Below are 13,844 nucleotides of genomic sequence, written 5' to 3' on the forward strand. Positions count from 1 at the left end.
AAAGCTACACCTCGAATATGTGTCGAAAAGCTCGAAACCGGGTAATTGCGTATGACCAAGCAAAGCACCGGTTGTATCAAAATCAGGCTGGTCTAGATGATCATTTCATTCAAAAAACTATACTTATACTTTAATTAGGGCATGTGCGCAAATGGGTTAGTCGTAGCGAATGGAGTTATATGCTGGCTCGGATGTGGAGCGTTCAAGCAAACGTTTGAACGGTCTATGCGATCTGCTCTATCCAATGAACGATTAATTCCAGCTCTGCGTACATACCATAGGAGAGGGGATTCCATGAGTAAAATTATTTTCGTATCCAATCGATTGCCTGTTACCGTAAAAAAACATGAGTCCGATCTTCAATACAGTAAAAGTATCGGCGGTCTCGCAACAGGATTAAAAAGCTATCACGAGCAAGGTGACACGATCTGGGCAGGCTGGCCAGGCGTTTCCAGTGATGACCTGAATGAACAGGATATGCAGACGATCGATAGTGAATTGCGCGAGCAATATAACTGTCTGCCGATCTTTTTGTCTGAGGAAGAGATTGAGCAGTATTATGAAGGCTTTTGTAATGAAACGATCTGGCCACTGTTCCACTATTTTACGAACATTGCCGAGTACAATAGTGAGACATGGGAAGCCTATAAGCGAGTAAATCAGAAGTTCTTCGATTCGATCGATCCGATCATTGAACCGAACGATACGATCTGGATTCACGATTACCAGCTGATGCTGCTGCCGCAAATGATTCGTGAAAAGTATCCAGATACGCAAATTGGATTTTTCCTGCATATTCCGTTTCCTTCCTTCGAAATCTATCGCCTGCTGATCTGGCGTGAAGAGATCCTGCGTGGATTGCTCGGTGCCAATCTGATCGGCTTCCATACGTACGATTATGTGCGCCACTTTCTGAGCAGTGTACGTCGCTTGCTCGGCAAGGAGCATAATCTGTACAAAATCAATTACGAAACGTACAGCGTTCAGGTCGAAGCGTTCCCGATGGGAATCGACTACGACTTCTTTGCTAAGTCATCTGGAACAGATAATCTGTCCAGCGAGGCACGTGACTTTATCGAAAGCACGCGTACTGTACAAAATATCATTTCCGTTGACCGTCTCGATTATACAAAGGGCTTGCCAGAACGAATCAAAGCGTTCAAGCAATTCCTGCAAAAATATCCAGAGTATCGTGAAAAGGTGCGTCTGAACCTGATCGTTGCGCCATCTCGTGTCGGTGTTGAAGCATACGATGAGCTCAAAAGCGAGATCGAAGGTCTGGTCAGCGCTGTAAACGGACAATTCGGTACAGTAAGCTGGATGCCGGTCTGGTTCTTCTTCCGCACATTTAGTCAGGAAGACCTGATCGCCTTTTACCGTAACAGCGATGTGCTGCTCGTTACACCACTGCGCGACGGGATGAACCTCGTTGCTAAAGAATACATCGCTGCACGTAGCGACTATAAAGGGATGCTCGTTATGAGTGAAACCGCAGGCGCTGCAAGTGAGCTGGGCGAAGCAGTTATCGTCAATGCGAATGATTATGGCGCTATCGCAGCCGGTATCAAAACCGCACTCGATATGCCAGATCATGAGAAAATCGAGCGTAACAAAATGCTGCACCGCCGTATCTCACGTTACAATGTGAAGTTCTGGGCAGACGAGTTCCTCGAAGCTCTGAAAAATACAGCAGAATCGCATGTAGAAACGAAGGATCTGGTCGATATCAAATCCGAGCCTTCTATGGTGGAAACTGCCTATATGAAGGGGAAAGACCGCGTCCTGTTCCTTGACTATGATGGAACGCTGGTCGGCTTCAAGCCAACACCGGATCAAGCGCGCCCAGATGAAGAGCTGCGCAGCATCTTGAGCGAGCTATGTGCTGACCCACACAACACAGTCGTTATTATTACCGGTCGTGACCGTGATGTGATGGAAAACTGGCTCGGCGACCTCGATCTGTACATTATCGCATCCCACGGTCTATGGCTGCGTCAGCCACAGGGTGAGTGGAAGATGACGATGAGTGTCGATAACGATTGGAAGGATTCCGTGCGTCATGTACTGGAAATGTACACCGACCGCACACCAGGCTCCCTGATCGAGGAAAAAGAATATTCTCTCGCATGGCATTACAGACAATGTGAGCCAGAGATTGGCATCCAAAAGCGCAATGAGCTGCGCGAAGCACTCATTTCCATCACCCAATCGATGAGCCTGGGTATTCTGGAAGGTAATAAAGTTCTGGAAATTAAAGACACACGCATGAACAAAGGCCACGGTGCCCACCAGATGCTGCAAACGAAGGATTTCGACTTCATTTTCGGCGTCGGCGACGACCACACCGACGAAGACCTGTTCATCGAGCTTCCAGACGACGCATTCTCGATCAAAGTAGGCGCAGGCAACACCAACGCCAACTACCGCCTAAAATCCTTCCGCAACATCCGCCAGCTGCTCAAACGATTCATCGAACTGAGCCGTAAAGAAGTTGGAGAAGCGAAAGAAGCAGAAGCAGGTAAGTGATCACAACAAAATCGCATAAATGCTCCATTTTATTACAATAAAATAAAAGCACATCGTATGCGTGCACAGGTACGCTCGAATAAGTAAATCGCATTGTGTACTACACTCAAAGCAGCTCATATGGTTATCCACGCCATATGAGTTGCTTTTTATTTGTTTCTAAGATGTACATTTATCAAAGTTCTTATAGCACTAATCATCCTTTTACTGTTAATCAAGCATCCGAAATAATGAGGTATTTGATGCAGCCATATAACTTATTGCAAAGTAAATAATCCGATTCTCGTGAAGATCTTCGTGAAAAGCCGATATCTATCCATTGCTACCCCTAAACTAATGATAAAAGGTTTTGATCTCTATAGATGCAACCCGTACGGAACGGAGAAAAGGAAATAAGGGGAAAGGACTCCTTTGGAGGGGCGGGAATCTACATTCATTCCTAATCCAGTAGATTCCCGCGGCTCCACCCGAGTCCGTCCCCTTATTCCTTTTCGCAGTGGTGTACATCCCAGCATCCATATACATCTCAAAACCTTATTATCATCAAACCTTCACATCCCACCCAAAATGTTAGCATTTTACCCTTTTCTAATCATGCTACTTACAGGTATGATAGAATGAAGAAATACAGCCTATTATCGAATAAAGCGTATACATAGACGCTGCCAGGAGGAATAACGATGAGTATAGTAACAACACAGGCAACAGATTATTTGCAGCGTACCGAGGTACAGCAGCTTTTGGAGCGCTTGTACGGAACCGAAGAGCTAGCCGAACAAACTGCTCGCTACGAGCGACTGATTTCACAGTTCGGCAAGCATTTCAGCGAACCAGAAGTACAGCTGTTCAGCGCATCTGGACGTGTAGAGATTGGTGGTAACCATACCGACCACAACCGGGGTAAAGTGCTCGCAGGCAGTATTCATCTGGATACGATTGCAGCTGCTTCTCCGGTAGAGGCGTCAGAGATCGTATTTTTCTCAGAAGGCTATGAAGGCGAGTTTCGTGTACAGCTGGACGACCTGTCTGCTGGCGAAAATGAAAACGCTACAGTGCTTCTTGTAAAGGGAATTGTAGCTGGCTTGCGCGAGCAGGGCTATAGCGCTGGCGGCTTCCATGCTTACATTAGCACCAATGTATTGTCCGCATCCGGACTTAGCTCATCAGCATCCTTTGAAATGCTGATCGGCTCGATTTTGAATACGTTCTATAATGAAGGTAAGCTGGATGCCGTAACGATCTCCAAAATTGGACGTTTCGCTGAAAATCGTTACTGGAATAAGCCATCTGGATTGCTGGATCAAATGTCCTGTGCCTATGGTGGTCTGGTAGCTATCGATTTTGCTGATCCACAGCAGCCAGAGATCGAAGCGGTATCATACGATTTCTATGCCAAAGGCTATTCTCTGTTAATCGTAAGCACAGGCGGTAACCACGCCGATCTGACCGACGATTATGCAAGCGTACCGAATGAAATGTTTGCAGTTGCGAAGCAGCTTGGCGGTGAGGTATGCCGTGATATTACACTGGAGCAGATCTATGCGAACCTGCCAGCATTGCGTGAACAAGCAGGCGACCGTGCCGTATTGCGTGCGATGCACTTCCTGCAAGAAAATGACCGCGTCGATCAGCAGGTAGCCGCACTGCGTGCAGATGATATGAACAGCTTCCTTGGTTTGTTGACCGCTTCGGGTAACTCATCGTGGAAATGGCTGCAAAACTGCTACCGCGATTCCGATCATCATGATCAGAGCGTAGCTGTAGCGCTGGCAATTACCGAAGTATTCCTGCAAAGCATCGGCGACGGCGCATGTCGTTTGCACGGTGGCGGCTTCGCAGGCGTAATCCTGGCAGCTGTTCCCAATCAGCACGCCGCAGCTTACGAGCAACTCATAGCCGACACACTGGGCACATCTGTATTCCGTGTCCGCATCCGTGAACACGGCGCATTTTGCCTGAGTGATCTGCTGTAAAAAGTAAAGGAGTACATGATGGGTTCGCTCCATAATAAGCGCTATTAAATACAATAAAGACCGTCAAAAAGTTAACAAAAAGAACTTCTACCTCGAGGGAATAATACCAACCTCGCTCAGGTAGAAGTTCTTTTTACATCGCTATTATCTTTCTCAAAAAAATCATACAAGCCTTCGCACAAGCTACAGGAGCATAGTAGCAAAACACTAGCAAAACACTTATGCCCCTGCTACCTGTATACGCTCCAATTGCTGCTCATACAATGCCAGATTATCCCGATCAAAACAAACAAACCGAATAAGCTCCAGTGAACCATGACCTGCTTCTGCGTATTGCCGAACTACATCCACAGCAATTGCCGCAGCCTCTGGCTTAGGATAGCCGTAAATCCCTGTACTAATATTCGGAAACGAAATACTTTTCAATCCATGCTTATCTGCCAGTTGCAGACAATGTACATAACAGCTCCGCAGCAAATCTGGCTCCTGCTGATCGCCACCATTCCACACTGGCCCCACCGTATGAATCACATGCTGTGCTGGCAAATGACCTGCGGTCGTAATAACCGCCTCGCCAGTAGGGCACCCACCCTGACGCTCGCGAATCCGATAACAATCCTCCAGAATCGCCGAACCGCCTGCACGATGAATCGCTCCATCTACACCGCCTCCGCCCAATAGACTTGAGTTGGCAGCATTAACAACAGCATCCACCTGCTCGCGCGTAATATCTGCTTGCACGGCTTCAATCTCGATGCCATGGATCACAATCTTCATGACTGACACTCCTTTTTATAGAAGTAAAGGATAGATGTATATCATAACAACTATACCCATTTCATATCACGATTCCTGTGCGATACCGAATTTTGTTACTTATTTTTGTTGAAGTTGTGTATGCCTTCAGCAAACAACTTCATCCTAACTGCCTTCATGAAGCTATTCAAAAACAATCAAGCTCCAGACAAGCATCATCTAATCCAATCTATAACCGACCATCGCAATAATTCACAGCCAGCCTATCGTTATAACTCTTACAATCAATACGTCTCAGGATGCACTAACTCTCATCACGATGTGCTAATTCTCATGAGTACGCACTAACTCTTAACGCATCGGCGCAAAGTCACTAATTTTCTCCATGATTACATCAATCTGCCCCAGTGTTGCTTCGCTCAAGCTTACATTTACCGCTTCTACATTTTCATGTATCTGCTGTGGCTTGCTCGCACCAATAATCGCTGAGCTAACTCCCGGTTGACGCAGTACCCATGCTAAGGCGAGCTGGGATAATGTCAGATCCATGCTTGCTGCCAGATCATTCAGTTCAGCGACTACACCTAGCACATCATCACGGAAATAGCTGCGAATTACCTGATTGACTGAATCATTGGCTGCGCGTGTATCGGATGCTGGCGCCTGTCCCGGCTTGTATTTCCCTGTTAATACACCTTGAGCGAGTGGAGAGAAGACAACCTGACCGAGTCCGTATTGCTGTGATACAGGCAGTACCTCCTGCTCAATATAGCGCTCAAATAGATTGTAGATCGGTTGATTGGCGGCGAGTGGACGCAGACGTAATCGTTCACCAATCGCAGCAGCCTCTGTAATTTGCGCTGCCGACCATTCGCTCACCGCAGCATACAGAATTTTACCCTGTGCAGTTAGATCATCGAGTGCACGAAGCGTTTCCTCCGTTGGCGTCTCTGCATCAAAGCGATGGCAGAAGTAAATATCGATATAATCCGTACCAAGACGTTTCAGGCTCGCTTCGCATTGCTCCATAATATGCTTGCGTGATAGACCACGATCATTTGGGCCATCGCCCATTGGGAAAAATACCTTTGTACTCAGCACATAGCTGGAACGTTCATAGCTAGCAAGTGCTGCTCCAATCGCTTTTTCACCCTCACCACGATTGTAAGCGTTTGCGGTATCAAAAAAATTAATACCTGTTTCAAATGCAGTACGAATACATAGATCGGCTGCCTGTTGCTCTGCGGCTGTTCCATAGGTCAGCCAGCTACCGAGTGAAATTTCACTAACCTTTAGACCGGTATTGCCTAGATTGCGGTATTTCATCAATATTCACACTCCTATTATGTAGATGGATAGGGCAGTTCACTGGATAGGAACCGCCTTAGCCATCATCCGCCAAAATGTTCCATTCGTCAACTACTACAGGTTTGAATGGGTTAACTATACGGAGAACCAGAAGGAGATCAAGCCATTTTAGCCTATGCCGTTCATATGAATGAATATTAGATAGCTGCCATACTAAAAGGGTATTTTCTAGCCTCATAATATTGTATGGCATCGCTCCATACTAAAGTAAATACGCTATACGTGATCATCTGCTTCCCGCTCCATTTGGAAATACGCGCCTGCCTGCAATTGATCGACAAAGTGCTGTAGCCATACATAATATTGCTGGGCATGCTGAAGCTTATGTAGATCACGCAGACAGCTTTCCCGTGTCTCAGCTGTGGTATCCTGTGCCAGAATCATCTCCGACAATTGCGGAATCACCTGCTCCAGACTGGAAGTCATCACATCAATCTCACGCTGCAAGCGACTGCCGAAGAAATTTTGAAAGGTTTTAAAATAATCGGTTTCTGCTTGATATTGATCGCGCCGATCACGCTTATCGTCCAGCTTGGTGATCATACGAGATTGAACAAGCGAACGAACCGCATAGCTCATATTACTTTTGCTCATGTTCATGCTATCCTTCATTTCCTCAAGCGTCATCGGTCGATCCTCAAAGTACATCACGCCATACAATTCGCCAAATGAATGATTCACCCCGTACAAATCCATCGTCCGTGCAATCGCATCAATGACTTCTGCACGAAGCTGCTGCTGATCCAGTCCAAGATTAGGCACATTTTTTTCCTTTTCCACCATAACACCTCGTATATGATCTGAATATGTCAGAAATTCAATGCAAAATTTACATGATTCACCGATAGTTTAACACTGTTTTGACTCAAAGTTCCACAAACGAGTGTACAATAATTTTTGTACAGAAGGACGAAATGAGTAATGATGCTGCTACAGATCAAATTATTCAATTAAATTTGAACACAGGAGTGAACGAAGTGAAATTGAGATGGATGCGGGAGGGCGAGGCGTTAGCATTTACCCTGCCAGCGGTCATTCCGCTGTTGCTGTTCTGGCTTGGGCCACTCGTCTACATATTTTATTTGAGCTTTACCGATTGGGATTTTATGAGCCCGGAAAAGGAATTTGTCGGCTGGGGCAACTATACGTATCTGCTCGGCAATCCTGACTTTTACCAGGCATTACGTGTGACACTGTTGTTCGGCATTGGGAGTGTCATTCCGATTATGATCGGTGGCTTGCTGCTCGCGCTATTGCTCAACAGCAAGCTACGCGGGTCGAGCATCTATCGTGCATTGATCTTCTCGCCGTGGATCACGCCGACTGTCGCTGTATCGATCATCTGGTCATGGATTTTCCAACCGGACGTCGGCTATGCCAATTACCTGCTCAAGCTGGTCGGCATTACCGGTATTGGCTGGCTACAGGATTCACAATGGGCACTTGTAGCTGTCCTGATCGTCACCCTATGGAAATCGATTGGCTGGGCGATGATCTTTTATCTGGTGGCACTGCGGAATTTACCTAGCGATCTGCTGGAAGCAGCTTCGATTGATGGAGCGGGCGCATGGAGCAAGTTTCGTCACATTACGATTCCGCTGATCTCACCAACGACCTTTTTCCTAGCCGTTATTTTAACGATTCAATCGCTTCAAGCCTATGATCAGATCAATGTGATGACGCAGGGTGGCCCGGCAGGTTCGACACGTACACTGTTATACATGTATTATCAGGCAGCCTTTGAAGCATTTGATGTCGGGCAAGCGTCAGCCGTTGCTGTACTGCTGATCCTCCTGTGTGTGGTGCTGTCCGCAGGTTCATTCTGGCTTGGCAGAAAGATGGTGCATTATTGAGATGAGTACAATGAATAACAAGCTGTCATCACAGCAAGGCGGTATGCAGGAGACTTCGGTGATGTCTAGCTCCGTACAGGGACAGCCTGCATCGATGACAGGTGGAAGTCGTAGAAAGGGCATGCTGTCTGCAAGGCAGCAGCTGGATAGTCGCCCCCGCAAGCGTAAGCAGCTGAGTCCCGGAGCAATGACAACGAATGTGATCCGTTATGCAGTATTAACGGTAATCGCGCTGGTAATGGCATTTCCTTTTTACTGGATGATTATGAGTGGACTCAAGACGAATGATGAGATTTTCCGTATGCCGCCAACATTGTGGCCAGAGCATATGCTGTGGAACAATTATGTGGATGCCTGGCATGCTGCGCCATTCGCCCGTTATATGCTGAACAGTATGTTTGTCGGTGCGGCGATTGCACTCCTACAGGTGATCAATTCAGCGATGATGGCTTATGCGCTGACTCATATGCAGTTTCGCCTAAAAGGATTATTTACCGGCATTGTGCTACTCGGCTATATGATCCCGAGTACAGCTGTTTATCTGCCGAGCTATCTGGTGCTGAGCAAGCTGCATTTGCTCGACTCGTATAGCGGACTCATTTTGTCTAACTGTGTGAGTGTATTCTCGATTTTCCTGATTCGACAGGCCTTTCTGCAAATTTCGCATGAGCTGGTGGAAGCGGGACAGCTTGACGGTGCATCGCATTTTCGCATTTTGTGGACAATGCTCGTACCGCTTGCCAGACCGACCTTTGCAGTGATGATACTGATTACCTTCATTGAGCAATATAACAACTATTTCTGGCCGATGCTCATTACGAAGAGTCCTGAGCTGCAACTCGTCTCCGCAGGCTTACGCAGCTTTTTTGTGGAAGGAGGAGCCTATGGTCTGAAATGGCCGCAAATTATGGCGGCTAGTGCCTTTACGATTGCCCCACTGCTCGTATTATTCCTGTTTACCCAGAAGACGATTATGCAGAGTGTGAATATGTCAGCTGGCGTGAGCAAATAAGGAAGCATGAAGAAGTCAATAAAGCGATACATGCAGAGATACATGAAGAAATAACATGCAAGTACAGCATGATCAGCTATTCGGATCATTATCATTTGGCAGGCGCAATGTCTGACCTATATCCCTTTATACAGGAGAGGATCAATCGCATGAATCTGTTCAGTATGTGGAAAAACAAAATCGTAAAACAACAGGTTAACACGCTAAATGAAATGGATGAGCAGCCAACTCCAGCACGTAGATCACGCAAATTCGGCTGGAAATCCGGACTGTCGCTCGTTATGATGTCAACCTTCCTGATCACAACAGCATGTGGCTCGCCATCGAGCGGAAGCACACCTGCAGCAGCAAGCAGCTCGACTGGAGCACAGACAACGGCATCCAGTGGCCCGGTTGAAATTGAATTCTGGTACGGTCTCGGTGGCAAGCTTGGCGATAACATGAAGAAGGTGATTGATGACTTCAACGCTTCGCAAAAGGACGTTATCGTCAAAGGCGTGGTACAGGCAGATTATGATGAAACGACACAAAAGCTACAGGCAGCCATTGCCGCAGGACAGGTTCCAGCAGCTGTGCTCAGCTCCAATGTTGAATGGGCGAAAAAAGGCTATTACGCACCGATGGATCAATTCATTAGCGCAGATCCTGATTTTAAAAAGGATGACTTTGTGCAGACCTTCCTCCAGCAGGGTCAGGTAGACGGGAAGCAATACTTCCTGCCGATGTACGGAACGACACAGGTTATGTATTACCGTAAGGATGCCTTGAAAGCAGCTGGGATCGATCCGTCCAGCCTGACTACATGGGAAGCCCTATCTGCGGCAGCAGCGAAAATGACGAAAAAGTCCGATGGCAAAACAACGTTCTACGGCTGGGAGCCAATGTGGGGCGCAGATAATATGATCGATGCGGTACTGAGCAAGGGTGGAAGCATCTTGAGCGCAGATGGCAAAACGGTAACGATCGATACACCAGAGTGGACAAGCACATGGGAATCATTCCGCAAATGGATTCACGATGATGGCATTATGACGATTCACTCCGGTGGTCAGGGCTGGGAATACTGGTACAAAACGATTGACGATGTAATGAAGAACAAAGCAGCAGGCTATACAGGCTCCAGTGGTGACCAGGGCGATCTGGACTTCAAAATCGTTGGCGCAATGGAGCAGCCGGGTTGGGAAGGTGTTGGTCAGGGTAAACCTGTAGCGAATGCCATTATGGCAGGCATTCCAGCACAGGCAAGTCCAGAGCAGCAGCAAGCAGCCTTCAAATGGCTGACGTACTTCTCCAAAGCGTCCAACACGGCACAATGGTCGATGAACACTGGTTATATCGCGGTACGTCAATCTGCACTACAGGATGAGAAATTCAAAGCCTTTAGCGCGAAAAATCCACAGATCGAAGTGCCACTGAAGCAGGCATCCCATGCTTCGCCTCCATTTCAGGACCCAACGGGTGGCAAAATTACGGATGCACTAAAGGTTGCCGCTGATCAGGTGCAGATCAACAATGTTCCAGCAGCACAGGCACTGGCGGAAGCACAGAAAAAGGCACAGCAGGAGCTTGATCGAGCGAATCGCTAAGCATTTTAGCTTTACGATAAGTCTAGTAGCAAGGCTTTACCCATACAGGTAAGTTCGTCGAATGGTAGATTGCCGATGAGCTTACCATGTGAAAAAGCGATACATTCAGAGCAAGCGATCCTCTTCATCATGTGAAGCAAGTATGAGCTAGCGCGAAGCAAAAGGCTTACAGGCATAAACGAATCGGTCACAGGCTGGATGATTCCTAACGCCAGCCTGCCGATGACATGATGATGCACAGCGCAGTAATGGCGCTGTGCATCGCTTTTTATCTGTACTTTTGATCTGTATAAGAAAGTTTGATTCGTATTGGAAAGGAAGCTAGCCAAATGACAGAGCTCATCAAAAAGACAACACATCGTCAGCATCAAGCTCAAGCTTCAAATGTTCACGCGCAAAATGATAGAAATAATATAACTGCGCATGAGCAGGCATCCAGCCAACCGTCAGTGGAGCAACTACGGGCTAGTCATGAACAACCACAGACTCACCATTTGCAAGCGTTAGATCGGATGGAATTGATTCGTTGTTTACTCCGTCAACCGAATGCGTCTAAGCGAATCGATGCCGTGTTATTTGATAAGGATGGAACTTTACTGGATTTTATCTACATGTGGGGCTACTGGGCAGATCAACTGCTACGTAGCTTTCGCGAAGCGCTGGAAGCTGATGGATTGAACTGGCAGGAGGAGAATGTCGCAGGTATCTGGGGCACCCTGCATGATTCGGACGGACATATTATCGACTATGATGTGCGTGGCCCGCTAGCTATGGGTACGATGAATGATGTATATGCGGTGTTGGCCTGGCAGGGCTATCGTGCAGGCTGGTCGTGGGGGCAGGCGAGCCAGATCGTGCGTGAGCTGGCGAAGGCTGCGGATCAGCAGCTGGAGCAGGCGCGACCGGTCAAAGAAGTAGAAGGAGTAACGGCTTTTATCGAGCAGTGTCGACAGTATGGTCTCAAGCTTGGTGTGGTTACCGCGGATGATACCACCAATGCGCATAAGCATTTATCATGGCTCGGTATAGAGCCGATGTTCGATGTGATGATCGGTAGTGATAGAGTCGAGCGTGGTAAGCCATTTCCTGATATGGTACAGCTTGCCTGTCAACAGCTTGGTGTGGAGCCAGCGCATACGATCGTGTTTGGTGATACGAATGGCGACATGATGATGGCGCACGCTGCTGGCTGTGAGATTGCAATTGGAATCGGGCAGTCGCAGGCGTTTACACTTCAAACGATGACGATCACATCGTTTACTGAACTGCTGACCGAAGAGGGGACGATGGCATGAGTATGTATGCAGGCTGGTTATTTTTAAGTGGAGCGATTCTGCTGGAGCTTAGTGGAACCGTATTGATGAAAGTATCGGATGGCTTCTCGCGTCCATTACCCTCGCTGTTGATGTTTATTTGTTATGCGGCAAGCTTCACGCTATTAAATTATGCTGTGCGCTATATGCCGATCAGTGTAGCCTATGCGATCTGGTCGGGTGTAGGCATTACGCTAATTAGCGTAGCAGGCTACTATCTATTCGGAGAACGACTGCGTATGACCTCGGTATGCTGGTTAGCTGTTATTGTAGTAGGCATTATTGGACTGAAATGGAGTGATGCACGATGACACGATCTTTTTATCAAACTATAGCTTCGAATCTTACAGCACCTGAGCCACAATGGATTCCGAATGAGCATGAACGGATCGCTTCCTTTCAAGTTATTACCGATACCCACCTGACCGCTGATTCGAAGCATCTATACAATCAGCATATGGAACTGGCATTCAATGATATTAGCAAGCTCGCTCAGGATAGCCTTGGCATTATGCATGCGGGAGATGTGACCGATCACGGGCTGCCTGCCGAGTATGCAGAGCTACAGCGTATCCAATCCTTATATGGTGAGCATCTTCCAGCGATGTACAGTACATCGGGTAATCATGATGTAGGTGATCTGAGCTGGAAGGAGGAGATGGAGGAACTGGAAGGACTCGTATCCTTGCAAGGGCAAGCCTTACCAGAATTATGGGGACAATATCGTCAGGAAGCGGCAGGTCTGTATCAGATTCCGTCAGTCGCCGAGGTTGCGGAGCCAGTTCATCAGCTGTGGTTACATCGTCTGGGCAGTTTTAATGAAGCAACAGCAACAGAAGGGGCTTATTATCAAAAGCGTCTGGGCGGCTACGTATTTATTTTCCTCGGCACAGAGCGCCCACTGGCAAAGGATTGTCATCTATCAGCGATGCAGTTAGAGTGGCTCCAGCAGCGTCTTCAAGCGGCGGTAACCGCATCGCCAGGGAAGCCGATCTTTGTTTTTTTGCATCAGCCGCTGATGAATACGGTCGCGGGCTCGTTAGAGCAGCAAGGCTGGTATGGTGTGGAGCAAGATCGTGATCTCAAGCAACTGTTACTGGAGTACCCACAGGTGATGCTATTTAGCGGACATACGCACTGGCAATTAAGCTCTCCTCATACGATGCATCAATCGGCCGCAGGAACAGTTATGTTCAACACAGCTTCGGTCGCTTATTTGTGGACGGATGAAGATGAATATTTGGAAGGCAGTCAGGGCTATTATGTCGATATTTATCCTGCACATATCGTAGTGCGTGGTCGTGATTTTGCCGCTGGACGGTGGCTAGAAGAAGCGATGTGGGCATTTGCGTATGGTGGTACAGAGTAGCATGCTGCTGCACAAGTTACATAGATGGAGGGAGATCGCTACTGCGGTCGATATTCTGTAATCGACTGACACGGATAGAGCGTTCGAT

Annotated in this window: 11 protein-coding genes; 8 read left to right on the top strand and 3 right to left on the bottom strand. The window is 47.5% G+C overall.

From position 1 onward, the window contains the following. Nucleotides 1-294 precede the first annotated feature (294 nt). Nucleotides 295-2,526 carry a bifunctional alpha,alpha-trehalose-phosphate synthase (UDP-forming)/trehalose-phosphatase gene (locus tag SK066_RS09900; RefSeq protein WP_250345107.1) on the top strand — a complete coding sequence of 744 codons (2,232 nt, stop codon included), beginning with the start codon at nt 295-297 and terminating at the stop codon, nt 2,524-2,526. Between the two features lie 680 nt (nt 2,527-3,206). Beyond that, complete coding sequence (locus SK066_RS09905; protein WP_320544522.1) at nt 3,207-4,499, top strand: galactokinase; 1,293 nt, start codon at nt 3,207-3,209, stop codon at nt 4,497-4,499. 219 nt (nt 4,500-4,718) lie between these two features. On the opposite strand, the gene SK066_RS09910 is transcribed toward SK066_RS09905, so the two are convergent. The 3 genes from SK066_RS09910 to SK066_RS09920 form a co-directional block, all read right to left on the bottom strand. Further along, a complete protein-coding gene (locus SK066_RS09910; protein ID WP_320544844.1) occupies nt 4,719-5,255 on the bottom strand; it encodes an O-acetyl-ADP-ribose deacetylase in 537 nt (178 codons plus the stop codon). Nucleotides 5,256-5,606: 351 nt separating this feature from the next. After that, complete coding sequence (locus SK066_RS09915; RefSeq protein ID WP_320544845.1) at nt 5,607-6,581, bottom strand: aldo/keto reductase family protein; 975 nt, start codon at nt 6,579-6,581, stop codon at nt 5,607-5,609. A 258-nt stretch (nt 6,582-6,839) separates the two neighbouring features. Beyond that, a complete protein-coding gene (locus SK066_RS09920; RefSeq protein WP_320544523.1) occupies nt 6,840-7,406 on the bottom strand; it encodes a GbsR/MarR family transcriptional regulator in 567 nt (188 codons plus the stop codon). A gap of 209 nt (nt 7,407-7,615) precedes the next feature. Here SK066_RS09920 and SK066_RS09925 point away from each other — a divergent pair, with 209 nt between their 5' ends. The 6 genes from SK066_RS09925 to SK066_RS09950 all read left to right on the top strand — a co-directional run bounded on the left by SK066_RS09925 (nt 7,616) and on the right by SK066_RS09950 (nt 13,756). Further along, entirely contained in the window at nt 7,616-8,476 is an 861-nt protein-coding gene (locus SK066_RS09925) for a carbohydrate ABC transporter permease (protein ID WP_407673817.1), read from the top strand. Between the two features lie 187 nt (nt 8,477-8,663). Beyond that, complete coding sequence (locus SK066_RS09930) at nt 8,664-9,488, top strand: carbohydrate ABC transporter permease (protein WP_320544846.1); 825 nt, start codon at nt 8,664-8,666, stop codon at nt 9,486-9,488. Nucleotides 9,489-9,700: 212 nt separating this feature from the next. After that, complete coding sequence (locus tag SK066_RS09935) at nt 9,701-11,074, top strand: ABC transporter substrate-binding protein (protein WP_320544847.1); 1,374 nt, start codon at nt 9,701-9,703, stop codon at nt 11,072-11,074. Nucleotides 11,075-11,403: 329 nt separating this feature from the next. After that, nucleotides 11,404-12,369 carry an HAD family hydrolase gene (locus tag SK066_RS09940; RefSeq protein WP_320544525.1) on the top strand — a complete coding sequence of 322 codons (966 nt, stop codon included), beginning with the start codon at nt 11,404-11,406 and terminating at the stop codon, nt 12,367-12,369. Next, entirely contained in the window at nt 12,366-12,698 is a 333-nt protein-coding gene (locus tag SK066_RS09945; RefSeq protein ID WP_188775522.1) for a DMT family transporter, read from the top strand. Before SK066_RS09940 ends, SK066_RS09945 begins: the two co-directional genes overlap by 4 nt. Continuing rightward, nucleotides 12,695-13,756: a metallophosphoesterase family protein gene (locus tag SK066_RS09950; RefSeq protein WP_320544526.1), complete on the top strand. Its 1,062-nt coding sequence runs from the start codon at nt 12,695-12,697 to the stop codon at nt 13,754-13,756. The genes SK066_RS09945 and SK066_RS09950 overlap by 4 nt, the downstream gene beginning before the upstream one ends. Nucleotides 13,757-13,844 lie beyond the last annotated feature (88 nt).

The organism is Paenibacillus hunanensis (genome assembly GCF_034055775.1).
In the GTDB taxonomy this organism is placed as follows: domain Bacteria; phylum Bacillota; class Bacilli; order Paenibacillales; family Paenibacillaceae; genus Saccharibacillus; species Saccharibacillus hunanensis.

Bases quoted from the DNA above. Each gene is read 5' to 3' on its own strand.
- SK066_RS09950 (WP_320544526.1), top strand. From the start codon at position 12,695: ATGACACGATCTTTTTATCAAACTATAGCTTCGAATCTTACAGCACCT.
- SK066_RS09905 (WP_320544522.1), top strand. From the start codon at position 3,207: ATGAGTATAGTAACAACACAGGCAACAGATTATTTGCAGCGTACCGAG.
- SK066_RS09920 (WP_320544523.1), bottom strand. From the start codon at position 7,406: ATGGTGGAAAAGGAAAAAAATGTGCCTAATCTTGGACTGGATCAGCAG.
- SK066_RS09940 (WP_320544525.1), top strand. From the start codon at position 11,404: ATGACAGAGCTCATCAAAAAGACAACACATCGTCAGCATCAAGCTCAA.
- SK066_RS09915 (WP_320544845.1), bottom strand. From the start codon at position 6,581: ATGAAATACCGCAATCTAGGCAATACCGGTCTAAAGGTTAGTGAAATT.
- SK066_RS09935 (WP_320544847.1), top strand. From the start codon at position 9,701: ATGGATGAGCAGCCAACTCCAGCACGTAGATCACGCAAATTCGGCTGG.
- SK066_RS09945 (WP_188775522.1), top strand. From the start codon at position 12,366: ATGAGTATGTATGCAGGCTGGTTATTTTTAAGTGGAGCGATTCTGCTG.
- SK066_RS09925 (WP_407673817.1), top strand. From the start codon at position 7,616: ATGCGGGAGGGCGAGGCGTTAGCATTTACCCTGCCAGCGGTCATTCCG.
- SK066_RS09900 (WP_250345107.1), top strand. From the start codon at position 295: ATGAGTAAAATTATTTTCGTATCCAATCGATTGCCTGTTACCGTAAAA.
- SK066_RS09930 (WP_320544846.1), top strand. From the start codon at position 8,664: ATGACAACGAATGTGATCCGTTATGCAGTATTAACGGTAATCGCGCTG.